Annotated in this window: 16 protein-coding genes and 3 pseudogenes; 16 read left to right on the top strand and 3 right to left on the bottom strand. The window is 37.8% G+C overall.

The features are described 5' to 3' along the window. The first annotated feature begins 27 nt into the window (after positions 1–27). Positions 28–837 (top strand): bifunctional DNA-formamidopyrimidine glycosylase/DNA-(apurinic or apyrimidinic site) lyase, encoded by an 810-nt coding sequence (gene mutM / locus U473_RS05545; RefSeq protein ID WP_068724192.1) that lies wholly within the window; start codon positions 28–30, stop codon positions 835–837. 90 nt (positions 838–927) lie between these two features. On the opposite strand, the gene cspD is transcribed toward mutM, so the two are convergent. Next, positions 928–1,125: a cold-shock protein CspD gene (cspD, locus tag U473_RS05540; RefSeq protein ID WP_068724189.1), complete on the bottom strand. Its 198-nt coding sequence runs from the start codon at positions 1,123–1,125 to the stop codon at positions 928–930. 328 nt (positions 1,126–1,453) lie between these two features. Here cspD and U473_RS05535 point away from each other — a divergent pair, with 328 nt between their 5' ends. The 5 genes from U473_RS05535 to U473_RS05520 all read left to right on the top strand — a co-directional run bounded on the left by U473_RS05535 (position 1,454) and on the right by U473_RS05520 (position 5,045). Next, positions 1,454–2,617: a THUMP domain-containing class I SAM-dependent RNA methyltransferase gene (locus U473_RS05535; RefSeq protein ID WP_068724187.1), complete on the top strand. Its 1,164-nt coding sequence runs from the start codon at positions 1,454–1,456 to the stop codon at positions 2,615–2,617. A 67-nt stretch (positions 2,618–2,684) separates the two neighbouring features. Beyond that, positions 2,685–3,176 (top strand): YajQ family cyclic di-GMP-binding protein, encoded by a 492-nt coding sequence (locus tag U473_RS05530; protein ID WP_068724184.1) that lies wholly within the window; start codon positions 2,685–2,687, stop codon positions 3,174–3,176. A gap of 94 nt (positions 3,177–3,270) precedes the next feature. Then, positions 3,271–3,870 carry an MBL fold metallo-hydrolase gene (locus U473_RS05525; protein WP_201024148.1) on the top strand — a complete coding sequence of 200 codons (600 nt, stop codon included), beginning with the start codon at positions 3,271–3,273 and terminating at the stop codon, positions 3,868–3,870. Then, positions 3,840–4,181, top strand: a complete 342-nt coding sequence (locus U473_RS14985; RefSeq protein WP_201024147.1) for an MBL fold metallo-hydrolase — start codon at positions 3,840–3,842, stop codon at positions 4,179–4,181. The genes U473_RS05525 and U473_RS14985 overlap by 31 nt, the downstream gene beginning before the upstream one ends. Positions 4,182–4,238: 57 nt before the next feature. Continuing rightward, positions 4,239–5,045 (top strand): lipoate--protein ligase family protein, encoded by an 807-nt coding sequence (locus U473_RS05520; protein WP_068724182.1) that lies wholly within the window; start codon positions 4,239–4,241, stop codon positions 5,043–5,045. Here U473_RS05520 and U473_RS05515 read toward each other — a convergent pair. Further along, on the bottom strand, positions 5,035–5,772 hold the full coding sequence (locus tag U473_RS05515) for an alpha/beta hydrolase (RefSeq protein ID WP_068724180.1): 738 nt from the start codon (positions 5,770–5,772) through the stop codon (positions 5,035–5,037). The two genes, U473_RS05520 and U473_RS05515, sit on opposite strands and share 11 nt — an antisense overlap. A gap of 132 nt (positions 5,773–5,904) precedes the next feature. Here U473_RS05515 and pdhA point away from each other — a divergent pair. The 4 genes and pseudogenes from pdhA (at position 5,905) to lpdA (ending at position 10,753) form a co-directional block, all read left to right on the top strand. After that, positions 5,905–6,983, top strand: a pseudogene (pdhA, locus tag U473_RS05510) (pyruvate dehydrogenase (acetyl-transferring) E1 component subunit alpha). Between the two features lies 1 nt (position 6,984). Continuing rightward, entirely contained in the window at positions 6,985–7,965 is a 981-nt protein-coding gene (locus tag U473_RS05505; protein ID WP_068724175.1) for an alpha-ketoacid dehydrogenase subunit beta, read from the top strand. Positions 7,966–7,993: 28 nt separating this feature from the next. Beyond that, on the top strand, positions 7,994–9,322 hold the full coding sequence (locus tag U473_RS05500; RefSeq protein ID WP_068724173.1) for a 2-oxo acid dehydrogenase subunit E2: 1,329 nt from the start codon (positions 7,994–7,996) through the stop codon (positions 9,320–9,322). A 3-nt stretch (positions 9,323–9,325) separates the two neighbouring features. After that, a complete protein-coding gene (gene lpdA / locus U473_RS05495; protein WP_068724170.1) occupies positions 9,326–10,753 on the top strand; it encodes a dihydrolipoyl dehydrogenase in 1,428 nt (475 codons plus the stop codon). 446 nt (positions 10,754–11,199) lie between these two features. Here lpdA and U473_RS05490 read toward each other — a convergent pair whose 3' ends face one another. Further along, positions 11,200–11,424, bottom strand: a complete 225-nt coding sequence (locus tag U473_RS05490) for a matrixin family metalloprotease (protein WP_068724167.1) — start codon at positions 11,422–11,424, stop codon at positions 11,200–11,202. Positions 11,425–11,599: 175 nt separating this feature from the next. Between U473_RS05490 and U473_RS15655 the strand changes: the two are divergent. The 6 genes and pseudogenes from U473_RS15655 to fdhF all read left to right on the top strand — a co-directional run. Next, positions 11,600–11,722 (top strand): annotated as a pseudogene (locus U473_RS15655) (Tn3 family transposase); the annotation flags it as partial. A 160-nt stretch (positions 11,723–11,882) separates the two neighbouring features. Continuing rightward, positions 11,883–12,266, top strand: a pseudogene (locus tag U473_RS14200) (aromatic amino acid lyase); the annotation flags it as partial. A 184-nt stretch (positions 12,267–12,450) separates the two neighbouring features. Next, positions 12,451–13,425, top strand: coding sequence for a tryptophan--tRNA ligase (gene trpS, locus U473_RS05480; RefSeq protein WP_068724163.1), 975 nt, complete (start codon positions 12,451–12,453; stop codon positions 13,423–13,425). 216 nt (positions 13,426–13,641) lie between these two features. After that, complete coding sequence (nuoE, locus tag U473_RS05475) at positions 13,642–14,115, top strand: NADH-quinone oxidoreductase subunit NuoE (RefSeq protein ID WP_201024146.1); 474 nt, start codon at positions 13,642–13,644, stop codon at positions 14,113–14,115. Between the two features lie 14 nt (positions 14,116–14,129). Beyond that, positions 14,130–15,941, top strand: a complete 1,812-nt coding sequence (nuoF, locus tag U473_RS05470) for an NADH-quinone oxidoreductase subunit NuoF (RefSeq protein ID WP_068724160.1) — start codon at positions 14,130–14,132, stop codon at positions 15,939–15,941. 16 nt (positions 15,942–15,957) lie between these two features. Continuing rightward, positions 15,958–18,642, top strand: coding sequence for a formate dehydrogenase subunit alpha (fdhF, locus tag U473_RS15180; RefSeq protein WP_082732390.1), 2,685 nt, complete (start codon positions 15,958–15,960; stop codon positions 18,640–18,642). Positions 18,643–18,677 lie beyond the last annotated feature (35 nt).

The following is an 18,677-nucleotide window of genomic DNA, read 5'->3' as shown; positions in this document are numbered from 1 at the left end:
ATAACATTGAATGAATGAGGGATGAGTATGCCAGAACTACCAGAAATGGAAACCTATAAAAGATTGCTTACAGAAAAAATCATCGGAAAACCAATTACCAATGTCGAAGTGAATCGGGCCAACTCCATTAATATACCCGTTGTGAAGTTTATAGAAGAGGTAAAAGGGAAACAGGTGATTAGAATTGAACGGAGTGCTAAACATCTCCTATTCCATTTAAACGATAACAAAGTTCTTCTATTACACCTTATGTTAGGAGGATGGATGTTTTATGGAACAGAAGCAGAAAAACCGAAAAGAACTATTCAGGTACGTCTTTCCTTTGGAGATCATCATCTTTATTTTATTGGCCTAAGATTAGGGTATTTACACCTATTAAATTTTGAGGAGGCTAATCAAGTCTTACAAAAATTAGGACCTGAACCTTTAGCCTCTGATTTTACAGAGGCTAAGTTTCTTCAACATATTGAAAAAAAGAGAGGTATCTTAAAAACTTCATTAGTGGATCAACACTTTATCTCTGGTATCGGAAATTGCTATTCTGATGAAATTTGCTTTTCAGCAGAAATCAAGCCTATGAGACAGATACAAGACCTTTCAATAGATGAAAGATCAAAGCTATTCAAAGGAATACGTGAAGTATTACAAGAAGCGATCGCTTATGGAGGGTATATGGAAAATCCCCTTTACGTTGGCGATCAAATCACAGGACAATTTGATCCAAGATGTAAAGTATACGATCGGGAAGAAGAGCCGTGTGTTCGCTGTGGGAATCCAATCCTTAGAGAAGAAGTCTCTTCAAGAAAAACATTCTTTTGTAACGTTTGCCAGCACTAATTTAACACACAAAGGTTATATTTGGTCAAAAAAAGTCTCTCTGTTGTAAGAGAGACTTTCGCTTCTGATATTTTCTATATTCTATAAGAATTATAGCTTAATAACGTTAGCAGCTTGAGGACCACGGTTACCTTCAACGATATCAAATGTAACTTTTTGTCCTTCTTCTAATGTTTTGAAACCGTCACCTTGAATTGCTGAGAAGTGAACGAATACATCGTCTCCGCCATCAACTTCGATGAATCCAAAACCTTTTTCTGAATTAAACCATTTTACTTTACCTTGCATTGTGAAACCTCCTAAGTCTTCCTTATACACATTGTATAAAATTAATTTAACCACGTTCTCAAAAAATATTTTGGAAAAACAAAAAATCGTAATTCATAAAAGCGTAGGAATCGTAAAAAAATTCGCTCCGCTTCTAATGAAGTTACGATTTATTACTCAATCCTAAACTATTCTTTTAAGTTCAATGGTCAATTTAGATTATATACTAAAAAGTTCCTGTTGTAAAATATTTTTAGAAAAATTTTTTATGAATCTATAAATAATTAAACACTGGATTTCAATCAGAAAAAAGGGTAAACTTTCCAATAGTGAAAGGAGTTTTTTTACGATGCAGAAAGTGAACTTAATTGCTACCTCCACCTTTGGACTTGAAGCTGTTGTAGCAGACGAAGTCAAAAAGTTAGGATATGAAGTCAAAGTAGATAATGGCAAGGTTGAATTTACCACCGATTTATCAGCAATAGCTAAGACTAATCTTTGGTTGCGTACCTCCGATCGTATCCGATTAAAGATCGGTGAATTTAAAGTAACGACATTTGAAGAATTGTTTGAGAAAACAAAGTCTCTTCCTTGGGCGGATTGGATTCCGAAAAACGGACAATTTCCTGTTGAAGGAAAATCTGTAAAATCCAAACTCTTTAGTGTGCCAGATGTACAAGCCATCACTAAAAAAGCAATCGTTGAAAGCCTGAAAAAAACATATAAAGTGGAGTGGTTTGAGGAAAATGGGCCTATATTTAAGGTGGAAGTTGCCTTATTAAAGGATATTGCAACCCTAACGATCGATACGTCTGGTCCTGGATTGCATAAAAGAGGATATCGAGATTGGATTGGAGCAGCACCATTGAAAGAAACCATGGCTGCCGCATTGATCCAAATTACAAAATGGAATCCTGATTTACCCTTAATTGACCCCTTTTGCGGGTCAGGTACCATTCCTATTGAAGCAGCTTTAATTGGTCAGAATATTGCCCCAGGTATGAATCGTGAATTTGTTTCAGAAAGCTGGCCTATTATTCCCCGAGACATCTGGCGGCAAGCTAGGGCAGAAACCCATGATTTGGCACAATATGATCGCCCTTTAGAGATTCTCGGTAGCGATATAGATGGGGAAATTTTGAAAGTGGCTAAAAGAAATGCATATGAAGCAGGAGTAGATGAACAGATTCATTTTCAGCGCATGGATGTAAGACAAATAATGAGTGAGCAAAAATATGGAGCCATTATCTGCAATCCTCCTTATGGGGAGCGTTTAAGTGATCGGCGAGAAGTTGAGCAATTATACATAGACATGGGGAGAGTTTTTACTAAACTGGATACATGGTCCTATTATATCTTGACTTCCTATGAAAAGTTTGAAACGTTGTTCGGAAAGCCCGCAACGAAAAAAAGAAAACTATACAATGGGAATTTAAAAGTTGACTATTATCAGTACTTTGGCCCACGTCCACGAAAGAAAAAAAATTCTGATGGGGAATCAAACCACGTATAATCGTGATTATTGTATAATGTAAGAGTACATAAGTGATAAAAGTTACAAGTAGAAAGGATGATGATTTATGGCAAAAGATAATTCATTTGACATTGTTTCCGAGGTCAATATGCAAGAGGTAGATAATGCAATCAATCAAACAGTGAGAGAAATCATTCAACGTTACGATTTCAAAAATAGCAAATCTGAAGTAAGCCTTCAAGGGGAAGAAATCAAAATGGTCTCAGATGATGAATATAAGTTAAAAAGTGTAATCGATGTTCTTCAAACCAAGTTAATCAATCGAAAAGTATCGATTAAAAACTTAGATTATGGTAAGATAGAGCAGGCATCTGGTGGAACGGTTCGCCAAATGATCAAAATAAAACAAGGTATAGAAACCGATGTTGCAAAAAAAATCATAAAAGATATCAAAGACTCTAAGATCAAAGTCCAAGCGCAGATCACGAGTGAACAAATTCGCGTATCTGGCAAAAGTAGAGATGATTTACAATCTGTCATACAACTATTAAAAGGAAAAGACTATGGCTTAGAGCTACAATTTACAAACTACAGATAGCCTAAAGTATAACCTACCTGCAAAACGGTAGGTTTTTTCTTCAAAAAAGAGAAAAACTAAGAATGAATGAAATCCATTTGTAGAGGAGATTAGTATGCTAGATATCTGCCTATTAGGCAATGGAGGAACCATGCCGATTCCAAACCGATGGTTAACCTCTATGATTGCCTCCTATCTAGGAAAATTGATACTTATTGATTGTGGTGAAGGAACACAAATTCCTTTAAAAAGGTTAGGATGGGGACTGAAAGCAATTGAAGCCATATGTTTTACTCATTACCATGCAGACCACGTAGTAGGTTTGCCAGGACTACTTCTGACTATTGGAAATTCTGGCAGAACAGAACCACTTACATTGATAGGACCAACAGGGTTGAATGAAGTAATTAGGGGTCTAATCGTGATCGCCCCGAATCTTCCTTATGAACTTCATCTGATTGAACTTCCGCTAGATAAAATACAGACAGTAAAAATCAATCATCTAATCATTCATGCACTTCCAGTTGAGCATACCATCCCATGCCTAGCCTACACCTTAGAGGTAAAGCGTGGGAGAAAATTTAATCCGGAAAAGGCCAAAAAAATGATGTTCCTCTTGAATTCTGGAAAAAACTACAGAAGGAAGAGGAGGTCTATTTTGAGGGGAAACATTTTACACCAGATATGGTACTTGATGAACCAAGAAAAGGTTTAAAAGTCGCTTATTGTACAGACACAAGACCAACTGATGACTTAATAGAATTTGTTCGTGATGCAGACTTGTTGATCGCTGAAGGAATGTATGGATCGGATGCATATCTTCATAAAGCAGAAGAACATAAACATATGCTTTTTTCTGAAGCCGCCACATTGGCTAAGAATGGACAAGTGAAAGAACTTTGGTTAACTCATTTTAGCCCATCCTTGACAAATCCTGAAGATTTTTTAGAGGATACTCAAACGATTTTCCCTAATACAAAGTTGGGTGAAGACCTTTTAACCAAAAGTTTATTTTTCACTTCATAAAGGAATTAAAAAATGAAGTTGCTTTAGAAAAGCAACAGTAGGAGACGAGAGCTAAAGATGCCGATTGTGATAGATCGTATAAAAAACGAAAGAATACCTTCTATTCTCTATCCTTTTGCGTTTGAAGAAGAGTTATGCCAAAAAGTCGGGGATGGACATGAACCAATAATCCATATTTGGCAACATCCCAAAGCATTTGTAATGGGATTACGAGATAGTCGATTACCTCATGCAGGTAAAGCAAAATTATGGCTTCATGATCAAGGGTATGAAGTGATGGTTCGCCACTCAGGTGGTGCAGCTGTGCCTTTAGACAATGGTGTTATAAACATATCGTTGATCCAGCCAATCAAAGGCCAAATATACCGTTTTCAGCAAGATTTTGAAATCATCTTTCAACTGATTAAGGATACCCTTCAATCCTACCCTGTAAGAATTGAAAAGGGTGAGATAAAAGGTTCCTACTGTCCAGGAGACTACGACTTAAGTATCAATCATAGAAAGTTCTGTGGAATTGCTCAACGACGCCAATTGAAGGCTTTTATTGCCCATGCCTTCATCAATGTTTTAGGAATTGGGGCGGAAAAGGCTAAACTCGTTCAACAATTTTATGAGATCGCTTCAGGAGGGAGAATAGAGGAATTCAATGTACCCTCGATTCAGCTAGAAAAAATAGGTACTTTAAAAGAGTTAGCCAATGTTTCATCCATAGAAGAGTTTCTTTTTCACTTGAAAATCGCACTAAAGAATAAATATGGTGATAAACTTATCTATGAAAACGCCCAATCCTTTGATACTTTATATGAAAATGAAATCAATCAAATGATGATTGAATTAAAAACAAAATACGATATTACACAATAGAACCAAAAAAGAAACGTAATGCATCTGGGATTTCTCTTTGCCAAAATCCCCAAATATGGGTTCCAGGTCTTTCAATATAATGAATGTTAGCTTTTTTTTCCTCAAGAAGCTTTTTTGTCTTTCGATTGATTTCCAAAAAGTTAAAGGTTCCAGCATCAGTTTGTACAGCCGTTTCATCGAGTCCAGCCACCATATACATCGTAAGCCATGATAGATCTTGTTCCGCCTGAATGCGGACAAAACTTGGTTCAAAAAAGGCCCCTGACAATGAAAGGATGTTGCGAAATCGATTTGGGTGGTCTAAAGCAAGTTGGAGTGAAACCGTTCCACCTAAAGAATCGCCAGCCAAAGTTCTTTGATCTGCCTCTTGTCTAATGGGAAAACGATTTTCTACAAAAGGAACAAATTCCTCCACAAAAAAACGAGTATAATTTGGAAAACGTGAGCCTTCAGGATGATATTCTGAAGTTCTTACGTTTTTTTTCATTTCTACTCCAATAATAATCATCGGTTCAATATTTTCATCTAATATCAGGCGAGTAGCTTGAGTCGCAATCCGACCAAAGTTGAAAAATTGTTCACCATCCTGACAATAAACGACAGGGTAAGTCAAAAGTTCGTTATAACCTGGTGGAAGATAAATGATTGCGGTTCTACTTTCTCCTAAATACTTTGATTCTACTTTTTCCTTAATAATTATTCGTTTGTAATATCGTTGATCGTTCATTGATGATCTCTCCTTTAGTATGAGTTTGTCTGTTTTTGAAAAAACAATTACATCAAGAATCATGATAAAAATTCGTCAAATGGGAAGATTTTAAATGATAGGGATTTATTTTTTAAAAAAGAGGTGAGCTTCATGAGAAGAATTATATCAGGTCAAATTGAAGGAATTGAACCCTTTTCAATCCTTGATGTCTCTGGAAATGTGGTTAATGAAGAAGCCATGCCAAAGCTAAGTGATGAACAATTAAGAGATTTAATGAAAAAAATGGTTTTTACCCGTATTTGGGATCAACGTGCAATCAGTTTAAATAGGCAAGGAAGACTTGGTTTTTATGCGCCTGTTGCTGGTCAAGAAGCAAGCATGGTCGGATGCGAATCCGCTATAGACAAAGAAGATTTTATTTTACCAACCTATCGAGATATACCACAAATGATTATGCATGGATTGCCGCTATACCAAGCTATTCTTTGGTCTCGTGGCCATCAACATGGTGGAGAAATCCCCGAAAACGTTCAAGCTTTTGTCCCACAAATAATTATTGGTGCACAGTACGTTCAGACGGCAGGTGTTGCCATGGGTATTAAAAAGAGAAAGAAAAAAAAGTAGCAATGACGTTTATTGGAGATGGCGGTACATCTCAAGGAGATTTTTACGAGGGAATGAACTTTGCTGGAGCTTTCAATTTACCAGCCATCTTTATTATTCAAAACAACCACTATGCCATCTCTGTACCTAGGGAAAAACAAACTGCTGCAGCAACTTTAGCTCAAAAAGCAGTTGCGGTTGGAATCCCTGCTACTCAAGTGGATGGGATGGATGTTTTAGCCGTATATAAAGTAGTATCAGAGGCAGCAAACGATGCTAAAAATGATGAGGGCCCAGCACTTATTGAGGTTTCAACCTATCGTTTTGGTCCTCACACCATGTCTGGTGACGATCCAACAAGGTATCGTTCTAAAGAAGAAGAAAAAGAATGGGAAGAAAAAGACCCACTCATCCGATATAGACGTTTCCTTAAAAACAAAGGAATCTGGACAGAGGAAGAGGAAGACAAATTGATTGAAGAAACAAAAGAAGAAATTAACCAATCATTGAAAAAAGCAGATGCTTATGAAAAAATGACCATTTCTGGTTTATTAGATAGCATGTTTGAAGTAACACCACCTTACTTAGAAGAACAAAAAGCTTTATTTGCTAGGGAGGGAAAATAAAATGCCACAAATGACAATGATTCAAGCGATAACTGATGCAATGCGTGTTGAATTAGCAAGAGATACCAACGTCTTATTATTTGGGGAAGATGTAGGAAAATACGGAGGTGTTTTCCGGGCAACAGCTGGATTGCAAGATGAATTTGGAGAAGACCGTGTTTTTGACACCCCCTTATCAGAATCAGGAATTGCAGGGTTAGCAATCGGTTTAGGATTAATGGGATATCGCCCAATTGCCGAAATTCAGTTTATTGGTTTTATTTTTGAAGCGATGGACTCCATTTGTGCACAAGCTCCACGCATTCGATACCGTACCAATGGTAGATTCCATAGCCCCATAACCTTCAGAGCTCCTTTTGGTGGTGGAGTAAAAACACCAGAATTACATGCAGACAGTTTAGAGGGGTATTTAATGCAAACTCCTGGATTGAAGGTAGTTATTCCATCCAACCCCTATGATGCCAAAGGCTTATTGATTTCAGCCATTCGTGATAATGATCCTGTCTTTTTTATGGAGCATATGAAACTATATCGTTCTTTCCGTCAAGAAGTACCTGAAGGCGAATATACCGTTCCAATTGGCAAGGCCAATATCGTTCGTGAGGGTACAGATATAACGATTATTACATATGGAGCGATGGTTCACACCTCATTAAAAGCGGCAGAGGAAATTGAGAAGAAACGTGGAGTAAAGGTTGAGGTAATAGATCTTCGTACCATCAATCCAATCGATACAGAGACCGTTTTAAAATCGGTAGAAAAAACAAATCGCGCAATTGTTGTACAGGAAGCCCAAAGAACATCAGGAGCAGCAGCAGAAATCATTGCTCAAATTACTGAAAAAGGGATTCTGTATTTAGAAGCTCCAGTTCTTCGTGTGACTTCACCTGATACCGTATATCCGTTTGGCATGATTGAAGATGAATGGTTGCCAGACCCAACACGGGTCATCGAAGGTATTGAACAAGTACTTGATTTTTAATTGGAAAGAAAAAAGGAGGTTAAAAAAAATGGGTGTATTTGAATTTAAGCTCCCCGATATCGGTGAAGGTATCCATGAGGGGGAGATCATGAAATGGCATGTAAAGCCAGGAGATATCGTAGAAGAAGATCAAGTCATATTGGAAGTACAAAATGATAAAGCTGTTGTTGAAATTCCTTCACCTGTCAAAGGAAAAGTATTAGAGCTAAAGATGGAAGAAGGCGCAATAGCAGTAGTAGGCGATGTCTTAATCACTTTTAAAGTAGAAGGTCAAGGAAACGTTGCAGAAACAGCAGACAAAAAAGCTGTAGATCAAGAAGTCATTGATAATGATGTTAAGAAAGAAATAGCCGATGAACCACGAGTCCCTAAAAAGGAAAAAATGGAACAAGACACTCCTACACCTAATGCTGTTTCACCATCAATTGATGATCGCAAAGTATTAGCTACACCAAGTGTCCGTAAATTTGCTAGGGAAAAAGGGATTTCCATTGCTCAAGTTCCTGGCACAGGGCGTAATGGGCAAGTAACAAGCGAAGATATTTTGAATTTTATAGCTGGTAAAACAGCAGTACAAACCACTGAACAATTTGTTGCAAAAGCAGCTGAACCAACAAAAACGTCAACAGCTGTTTCTCAAGCGGTACAAGTTGAGGGTTTAGAAGAAAGAGTGCCATTAAAAGGTATTCGTAAAGTCATCGCAAATGCTATGGTGAAGTCGGTATATACCGCGCCACATGTCACCGTAATGGATGAAGTAGATGTAACAGAATTAGTTGCATTTAGAGAGAAAATCAAACCATTGGCGGAGAAAAAAGGAGTTAAGGTCACTTATTTGCCATTCATTGTAAAGGCTTTAGTTGCCGCAGTTCGCCAATACCCAATTTTGAGGGCATCTGTTGATGATGAGAAAGAAGAGATTGTATATAAAAACTATTACCATATAGGAATTGCAACTGATACGGAGAACGGTTTAATCGTACCTGTAGTAAAAGATGCCGATCGTAAGAGTATTTTTACCATTGCTGCTGAAATTAAGGATTTAGCAACAAGAGGAAGAGAAGGAAAATTGGCAGCAAACGAAATGAAAGGTAGTTCTATTAGCATAACAAACATTGGATCTGCTGGTGGAATGTTCTTTACTCCAGTTATCAACTATCCGGAAGTTGCAATCTTAGGAACGGGTCGCATTTCAAAGAAACCAGTAGTCAAACATGGTGAAGTGATGCCTGCAGATGTGATGGCATTATCTTTAAGCTTTGATCATCGAATTATTGATGGGGCAACGGCACAATATGCCCTAAACTATGTCAAAGATCTTTTAGAAGATCCACAGTTATTAGTGATGGAGGTGTAAAACTTGGTTGTTGGTGAATTTACACAAGATGTTGATGTAGTTGTCATTGGCGCAGGGCCTGGTGGATATGTTGCTGCAATACGAGCTGCTCAATTGGGAAAAAAAGTTGTCGTTGTAGAAAAAGATGAAGTAGGTGGCGTTTGCTTAAATAGAGGATGTATTCCATCAAAGGCTTTAATTTCTGCGGCTCATCATTACGAAATAATGACTCATGCCTCAAATATAGGTATTCAGGCTGAAGGAATAAGTATAGACTATGGGAAAGTTCAGGAATGGAAAGAAAGCGTTGTTAAAAAGCTGACTGATGGGGTAAGCTCTTTATTTAAAGGGAACAAAGTTGAAAGGGTTAAAGGTGAAGCGATTTTTGTTAATGAAAAAGAAATCCGTGTCGTCAGTGGCTATGAAGGTAGTAGGTATCGTTTTAATCATTGTATCATCGCTACCGGTTCAAGACCAATTGAATTAAAACCGTTTCCTTATGGTGGCAGAATTATCTCCTCAACTGAAGCACTTTCCCTAAAAGAGATACCAAAAACTATGATGGTGATCGGTGGCGGTTATATAGGGATTGAGTTAGGGCAAACTTATGCAAAATTAGGAACCAAGGTCACAGTCATCGAGGGATTAGATTCAATTTTACCCGGATTTGAAGCCGAAATGTCTCGACTTGTTACTCGCAACCTTAAAAAGCTTGGAGTTGAGGTCTACACCAATGCGATGGCAAAAGAGGCAAAGCAGACAGATCATGACATCACGGTCACATTTACGACGAGAAACAATGAAGAAAAACAAATCACTGCAGATTATGTGTTAGTAACTGTCGGCCGTCGTCCAAATACAGATGAGATTGGACTTGATGCGATCAATATGAAAATGACCGATAAGGGTCTAATTGAAATCGACCATCAATGCAAAACAAGCGTACCAAATGTGTACGCGATTGGAGACATTGTACCTGGACCAGCACTGGCACATAAAGCTTCTTACGAAGGGAAAGTTGCAGCTGAAACTATTGCAGGTCACCCAAGTGCCATTGATTATAAAGCCATTCCTGCCGTCGTTTTCTCTGATCCAGAAATTGCAAGTGTAGGCCTAAATGAAACAGAAGCAAAAGAGCAAGGATTAAAAGTGATCACTGGCAAATTCCCATATGCTGCAAATGGTAGATCTTTATCAATGAATGCCGGAGATGCAGGTTTTGTAAAATTGGTTGCCAATCAGGAAACTGGTTTGTTGTTAGGAGGACAAGTCGTTGGACCAGAGGCATCAAACCTGATAGCTGAGATCGGATTAGCCATTGAGATGGGAGCAACTTTGGAGGATATTGCCTTAACAATTCATGCTCACCCAACCTTAGGAGAAATGGTGATGGAAGCAGCAGAAGGCGCTTTAGGACAAGCGATACATCAAATCAACAGACAAATAAAATAATTTTATCTAAAATCATAAAGTGAGTGATGGTTTTATGATGGTTTTAAAAGTTCATAATAACCAAGCAAATAGGGACTATATCGTGATCTAATTCATGATATAGGGGTACCGTCGTCATTCGAAAATTTTGTATGCTAAGCGAATTTCAACCTAAAAAAGTCGATTTCCTTACTTTAAGGAACCGACTTTTTTTAGGTTGCTTGTTCAAATAGAGATCGTCACAAACATTATGTACACTTCGGTACGATATGGCGGGCGCGTGGTGGGCCTTGTGACCCTCGTGCTTTTGTCTTGCATCGCACAGTAAACACCCCAAGGTTTACGCTTATTTTTATGGGTAAATCACTCATACTTACATTTTTATTAGAACATGCACCTAAAATCAACGTAGTTAAAAGCATTAAAACTATTAAGATTTTTTTCATAAATAATTACACATCCTTTTTTTAATATGTATCGTACGCTTCATCATATGAACTCTTATCAGTAGAAGACAAACTTGTAATAGAAAGTTTTCCTTGTTGCATAATATCATCTGTACCACTAGTATGGTCTAAACCTAAAGCGTGACTAAATTCATGTGTAGTAGTTTTTGTTTTTTCATCAGTTGTCATATCAAAGTAATGATAATCATTAAATTTCATAGTGCCAGCTGAACTAGTCACAGCCATGGTTGTACTAACTTCATTAAAATCATTTAAATATACATCTTCTATTACCCAAGCACTGTCAGGTCTAATTATTCCAGATTAGTATTAAAAGATAATGATAATGCTGCTGCAACTGCTATAACTCCTGTAATTTTAAATATAATATTTTTTAATCTTACATGCAGACTCAAATAAGTTATTACATCATGAATCTAATCTTTCAATTGAAGAACATTACACTGATACAGCAGGATATACGGATCAAGTTTTTGGGTTAAGTCATTTGTTAGGTTTCGCTTTGCACCAAGTCTAAGAGATATAAGTGATACAAAAATATTTACCATTTCTTCTCCTAATGATTTCCAAAATTTAAAAGGTATGATTCGAGGAAAAAATTAACACTAAAATAATTAAAGAAAACTTTGATGATATACTAAATGTGAAAGAAAAATTAGAAATTGAAATCAATGCGGCAACCGATTGCCATCGCAGAATTAGCCAATATCTCTAAACGTCGTATAGAAAGATTAGTTAATCCACAGCTAAATGATCATTGACCCCCTTTCTTAAGTCCTGAACCAGGCTTACAATCTGGAGCCATGATTATGCAGTATGTGGCAGCTTCCCTTGTTTCAGAGAATAAAACCTTGGCCCATCCAGCAAGCCTTGATTCTATTCCTTCTTCAGCCAACCAAGAAGACCATGTAAGTATGGGAACTATTAGCGCACGACACGCCTATCTGATCATTACCAATACGAGACGGGTTCTAGCAATTGAGGCAATTTGTGCTTTGCAAGCTGTAGAAGTAAGAGGAGAGAACCATCTAGCCACGAGTCGACATCATCTATATTTCTCTAGACGGATGTATTAGATCAAGCCTATGCACCTTACTGTCCTGTTACAAGTCGAATTGGAGCACATGTCATCCTAAACTTTATAAAAGGAAAACGAATCTCCGACAATTTAGGTTTTTAAAAAACAAAAATTGCGATATAATAATAAGCTATAAAGTGGAAAAGATAGGATTGTTGAGGAGTGACGATTAGATGCGAATTTTATCGGGAATTCAACCATCAGGTAAACTTCATCTAGGAAATTATTTTGGCATGATGAAACGAATGGTTGACTATCAGGAAAACAATGAATTATATGCTTTTATTGTAAATTATCATGCGTTAACTTCCGTCTTTGATGCTAAGAAGTTACAAGAGGGAACTTTTAATGCCGCTTGTGATTTTTTAGCTTTAGGAATGGATCCAGAAAAGTCAACTTTTTGGGTACAGTCCGATGTACCAGAAGTCACGGAGCTTACATGGTTGTTATCAAATGTAACAAGTATGGGACTTTTAGAAAGAGCACATGCTTATAAAGATAAAGTAGTAAAAGGAATTCCAGCCACACATGGATTGTTTTCTTACCCTGTCTTAATGGCAGCAGATATTCTAGCTTATGGTGGAGAAAGGGTTCCTGTTGGAAAAGACCAGAAACAACATATTGAGATTGCTAGAGATATTGCAGAACGCTTTAATGCCACCTATGGAGAAACATTTGTTTTACCAGAGGAAGATATTGAAGAAGAGATCGCTACCGTTCCAGGAATCGATGGACAAAAAATGTCCAAATCCTACGGCAATACGATTGAGATCTTTGCAGATGAAGAAACATTAAGAAAAAAAGTAATGTCTATCGTAACAGATACAACTCCTGTTGATGAACCAAAGCCAATTGAAAACAATACCTTATATGAGATTTATTCCTTATTTCTAAATCCAGCTGAAAAAGAAGAATTAAAAGATCGTTTCCTTACCCCTGGATTAAAATATGGAGAAGTAAAAAAAGAGCTATTCGGCATGATTTGGGAATATTTCCGCCCCTATCGTGAAAAACGTAAGGGGTATGCAAACGACAGAGGAGAAGTGATGAACATCTTGCAAAAAGGAGCAAACAAAGCAAGGGAGACTGCTTCGCATTATGTTCAATTAGCTCGTAAAAATGTTGGCCTTTATTACTGGGACAAATAACAAATAACAAATAACAAATAACAAAATAACATATAAACAGGCATCGCACTACTGATAGCCTGTTTTTTATTTACTCAACATTATCATGATTTTTTTATTTTTAGAAAAATGCAGGAATTATTTCTCAACAAACGAACTAATATGTAGGTAAATGTAAGCGTTAACAATTTTAGATTATATCATTTTTGCTAGTCAAGATTATAGGAGGGAGTAAAGGTGTTAGGGGAGATGTTGGATCAAAAAGAAAGAGAACTTGATCAAATTCTGCAACAGTATAAGAAACAAAAAGGGGCGTTAATTCCAACTTTACAGGCCACACAAGAACTCTATGGCTATTTACCAAAAAAGGCAATGGAAAAAATAGCAAAATCGCTTCGTATCCCATTTAGCGAAGTGTTTGGAGTAGCTACCTTTTATGCCCAATTTAAATTACAACCACATGGTCGCCATCTTATTCGTATTTGTTCAGGAACAGCTTGTCATGTTAGCAGGGGAACACACCTTCTAGAAATCCTTGAACAAGAACTAGGCATTAAGAAAGGGGAAATAACACAGGACGAAAGGTTCACATTAGAGTCTGTCGCATGTTTGGGAGCATGTGGACTAGCTCCTGTCATGATGATCAATGATGAGACATTTGGGAGATTAACGCGAGATAAGATCAATGAAATACTAAATTATTACGAATAAAGGGGAGAGTACCATTGAAAGATCCAATTAAGCCTCGGATTACCATAGGAATGGGGACCTGTGGAATTGCAGCGGGGGCTGAGAAGGTGAAAGAGGCTATCGAGAAAGAAGTTCTAAGAAGGGGCTTAGATTTAGATATAGACTTTACAAGCTGTATTGGTATGTGTTATCGGGAGGTTAATGTAGAAGTTGCTTTGCCGAACCATCCTGCCATTATGTATGGTAATATAACCCCTGACAAAGTAGAACGAATCATTGATGACCATATTATAGGTGGCCAACCCATCATAGAATGGGCAGAATTTCAATTTCAAGTCGATCAAGTTTCAACCATTCATGAAATTCCACTCATGGAAGAATCGAAGTTCTATATCAACCAAAGCCGTGAGGTCACTGCTCGTTGTGGAAGAATGAACCCTGAACTTATTGAGGAGTATCTCTTAACTGGTGGCTATAAAGGACTAAAAAGAGTACTTCAAATGAACCCAGACGAAGTAATTGAACAGGTAAAAAAATCTGGTCTTCGTGGACGTGGTGGTGGAGGATTTCCCACTGGATTGAAATGGCAGTTTACCAAAGATGCGAAGGGAGAACAAAAGTATATTGTTTGTAATGCCGATGAAGGAGATCCAGGAGCCTTTATGGACAGAAGCATCCTTGAAGGAGATCCCCATGCTGTAATAGAAGGAATGATCATTGCTGGATATGCCATTGGAGCCAATGAAGGATATATCTATGTCCGTGCAGAATATCCTTTGGCTATAAAACGGTTAAAAACAGCTATCTCTAACGCTGAACAGCACGGATTTTTAGGGGACCATCTATTAAATACCTCTTTTGACTTCCAGATTCATATCAAAATGGGGGCTGGAGCGTTTGTCTGTGGAGAAGAAACAGCATTACTAAATTCAATTGAAGGAAAAAGGGGAATGCCTCGACTTCGTCCTCCTTTTCCAGCTGTAAAAGGCCTATGGCTATCCCCTACGAATAATAACAATGTGGAGACCTATGCGAATGTAGCTCTTATCTTTCGTAAAGGAGTAGACTGGTACACTTCAATAGGAACAGAGAATAGTAAAGGAACCAAGGTATTTAGTCTGACAGGTAAAATAGCAAGAACTGGATTAGCCGAAGTCCCAATGGGTACTACCCTTAGACAAATTATCTTTGATATTGGTGGGGGTGTTCAAAACAATAAACGTTTTAAAGCAGTTCAAATCGGTGGTCCCTCAGGAGGATGTTTGCCGGAAGAACAACTAGACCTCCCTGTTGATTATGACTCTTTAATTGAAGTTGGAGCTATGATGGGATCAGGTGGACTTGTAGTGATGGATGAAACAACCTGTATGGTCGATGTCGCAAGGTATTTTCTTACATTCACCCAAAGTGAATCATGTGGTAAATGTACCCCATGTCGCGAAGGAACAACGAGAATGCTTGAAATTTTAACCCGAATTACTACAGGAGAAGGAAAAATAGAAGATTTGTATACTTTAGAAAAACTGGCAGAAGTGATGAAGACCACTTCCTTATGTGGTCTAGGCCAAACCGCTCCAAATCCTGTGTTGTCAACATTAAGATATTTTCGCGACGAATATATTGCCCATATTGAGCAAAAACGCTGTCCGGCAGGTGTATGTATGAGTCTATTAACCTACCAGATTGATCAGGAAAAATGTATTGGTTGTACCGCTTGTGCTCGAAACTGCCCTGTTCATGCCATTTCTGGTTCGGTAAAGAAACCTCATATAATTGATCCAAATGTGTGTATTCAATGTGGAGTTTGTATGGAGACCTGCAAATTTGATGCGGTAATTCGATTATAGGGGGAGGCTTAACTGTATGAATCATATCACATTAACGATTGATGGTAGAAAGGTAACCGTTCCATCAGGGACCACTGTGATGCAAGCAGCAAAACAAGTAGGGATCCATATTCCTGCCCTATGTTATGATCCAGAATTAAGCTTGTCTGGTTCTTGTCGGATGTGTGTCGTAGAAATAGAAGGGATGAGGAATCTACCAACCTCTTGTAGCACAATAGTAACAGAAGGGATGATCGTTAAGACTCACTCAGAAGCTGTCGTAGAATCTAGAAAAATGATTCTTGACTTATACCTAACTGATCATCCACTAGATTGTATGACTTGTCAAAAGAATGGGGATTGCTTGCTTCAGCAATATGCCTATGAATACCAAGTTAAACATAGTAGTTTTGAAGGCAGAAAACATCAGTACCCCATTGAGGACGATAATCCATTCATTGTAAGAGATATGAATAAATGTATTGTTTGCGGTAAATGTGTAAGGGTCTGTTCCGAAGTGCAAGGTAGAAGTATCTTACATTTTGCTTATCGTGGTTTTGATACGAAAATTTCCACTGCAATGGATACGACGTTAGCCGAATCAGATTGTGTCTTTTGTGGAAGTTGCGTCGCCGTTTGTCCAACAGGATCCCTTTTAGAAAAAAACATGATTGGTAAAGGGCGTAGTTGGGAAATTGAAAAAGTAAAAACGACTTGCCCCTTTTGTGGGGTAGGCTGCAACTTTGATTTAAATGTGAAAGATGGCAAAGTGATTGGTGTTACTTCCAATCCCACAAGCATTGTCAATGGTCGCCATCTTTGTGTAAAAGGGCGTTTTGGTACAGATTTTATTCATAGTGAAGAAAGACTTACATCTCCTTTAATTAAAATAGATGGTGTTTTTGTAGAAGCGAGTTGGGATGAGGCACTATCCCTAGTGGCTGAAAAATTAAGTGCGATTAAAAATAAATATGGGAGCGATTCAATTGGCGCTTTAAGTTCAGCTCGTTGCACGAACGAGGAAAACTACCTGATGCAAAAATGGATTAGAGCAGTGATTGGCAACAACAACATCGATCACTGTGCCCGTACTTGACATGCTCCAACAGTGGCAGGTCTTGCCACTTCATTTGGTAGTGGAGCAATGACAAACTCATTCGAGGATATTGAAAATACAAATCTCATTTTTTTAATTGGTTCTAATCCTACAGAAGCACATCCAATTTTAGGTGTGAAAATGAAAAAAGCGATACGAAATGGTGCCAAACTAATTGTGATCGATCCAAGAAGAACGGAAATGGCAGAGATGGCTGAACTATGGCTTCCCATTAAGCCTGGAACAGACATTGCCTTGTTAAACGGTATCATGCATACGATTCTTAAAGAAGAGCTATGGGATAAAGACTTCGTCAATCAACGTACGGAAAATCTTGCAGAATTAATTGAAGTTGTTTCAGAATATACACCTGAAAAAGTAGCTCAAATTACTGGGATATCTATAGAACTAATTGAAGAAGCTGCTCGCTTATATGCTTCTAATCGCGATGCAATCATTTGTTATACACTTGGTATTACAGAACATATTGTAGGAACCATGAATGTAATGAATATAGCCAATTTAGCCATGTTGACGGGTCATTTAGGAAGAGAAAGAGTAGGAGTAAACCCATTACGAGGTCAGAATAATGTTCAAGGAGCCTGTGATATGGGAGCATTACCTGATGTATTACCCGGTTATCAGAAAGTATTTAATGAGGAAGCAAGAAAACAATTTTCTAAAAGCTGGGGAGTAGAGATTTCTAGTAAGGTTGGATTAACCATACCAGAGATGTTTGATGCTGTGATTTTAGGGTCTATTCGAGCAATGTATATTATAGGCGAGGATCCAGTCTTAACAGATCCAGATGGAAATCATGTTCGTAAAGTTCTAGAAAGCCTTGATTTCCTCGTGGTTCAAGACCTGTTTATGACAGAAACTGCTCAGTTGGCTAATGTAATTTTACCTGCCTCTAGTTTTGCTGAAAAAGATGGCACATTTACTAATTCAGAAAGACGTGTACAAAGAGTAAGAAAAGCAATTGAACCCATCGGCAATTCTAAACCTGACTGGCAAATCATTTCCGAGCTTTCAACTAGGATGGGATACCCAATGAACTATGATTCACCATCACAAATTTTTGTCGAGATGGCTGCTCTTACGCCAATTTATAGGGGAATGGATTATACTCGTTTAGAAGAGAAAGGGCTACAATGGCCTTGTCCAACGAAGGCTCATCCTGGAACACCCGTATTACATATAGGCCAATTTAGTAAAGGAAAAGGAACATTTAAAGGAATCGAACACCTTTCTCCTGCAGAGGAAACTGATGAAGAATATCCATTTCTTCTTTCTACAGGTCGAAGGCTTCATCATTATAATGTAACATCACAATATTCGCCTAGCCTTAAAACCTATCATCCAGAGGAAAGAGCGATGATTCATCCGAAGGATGCTATGAAATTAGATGTAAAAACGGGTGATAGAATTAAAATTGTATCAAGAAGAGGAGAATTAGTCACTGCTATCGAAGTAACTGATAAGGTTTCTGAAAAGATGATCTGGATGTCTTTTCATCATCGGGAAGTACCTACCAATGTTTTAACGAATGGTGCATTTGATCCTATTAGTCATACTGGAGAATATAAAGTGGCTGCTGTAAAAATTGACAAATACGAAGATTAATCTAAAAAATAAAAACAGAAAAAGTAGAAAGGTTG

The organism is Tepidibacillus decaturensis (assembly GCF_001561915.1).
Classification (GTDB): Bacteria; Bacillota; Bacilli; order Tepidibacillales; family Tepidibacillaceae; genus Tepidibacillus_B; species Tepidibacillus_B infernus.
This window is presented reverse-complemented; position numbering and strand designations above follow the sequence as displayed.

What these genes read in the sequence shown, in the direction of transcription:
- mutM (WP_068724192.1), top strand. Translation starts at nt 28, where the DNA reads ATGCCAGAACTACCAGAAATGGAAACCTATAAAAGATTGCTTACAGAA.
- cspD (WP_068724189.1), bottom strand. Translation starts at nt 1,125, where the DNA reads ATGCAAGGTAAAGTAAAATGGTTTAATTCAGAAAAAGGTTTTGGATTC.
- U473_RS05535 (WP_068724187.1), top strand. Translation starts at nt 1,454, where the DNA reads ATGCAGAAAGTGAACTTAATTGCTACCTCCACCTTTGGACTTGAAGCT.
- U473_RS05530 (WP_068724184.1), top strand. Translation starts at nt 2,685, where the DNA reads ATGGCAAAAGATAATTCATTTGACATTGTTTCCGAGGTCAATATGCAA.
- U473_RS05525 (WP_201024148.1), top strand. Translation starts at nt 3,271, where the DNA reads ATGCTAGATATCTGCCTATTAGGCAATGGAGGAACCATGCCGATTCCA.
- U473_RS14985 (WP_201024147.1), top strand. Translation starts at nt 3,840, where the DNA reads ATGGTACTTGATGAACCAAGAAAAGGTTTAAAAGTCGCTTATTGTACA.
- U473_RS05520 (WP_068724182.1), top strand. Translation starts at nt 4,239, where the DNA reads ATGCCGATTGTGATAGATCGTATAAAAAACGAAAGAATACCTTCTATT.
- U473_RS05515 (WP_068724180.1), bottom strand. Translation starts at nt 5,772, where the DNA reads ATGAACGATCAACGATATTACAAACGAATAATTATTAAGGAAAAAGTA.
- U473_RS05505 (WP_068724175.1), top strand. Translation starts at nt 6,985, where the DNA reads ATGCCACAAATGACAATGATTCAAGCGATAACTGATGCAATGCGTGTT.
- U473_RS05500 (WP_068724173.1), top strand. Translation starts at nt 7,994, where the DNA reads ATGGGTGTATTTGAATTTAAGCTCCCCGATATCGGTGAAGGTATCCAT.
- U473_RS05490 (WP_068724167.1), bottom strand. Translation starts at nt 11,424, where the DNA reads ATGGCTGTGACTAGTTCAGCTGGCACTATGAAATTTAATGATTATCAT.
- trpS (WP_068724163.1), top strand. Translation starts at nt 12,451, where the DNA reads ATGCGAATTTTATCGGGAATTCAACCATCAGGTAAACTTCATCTAGGA.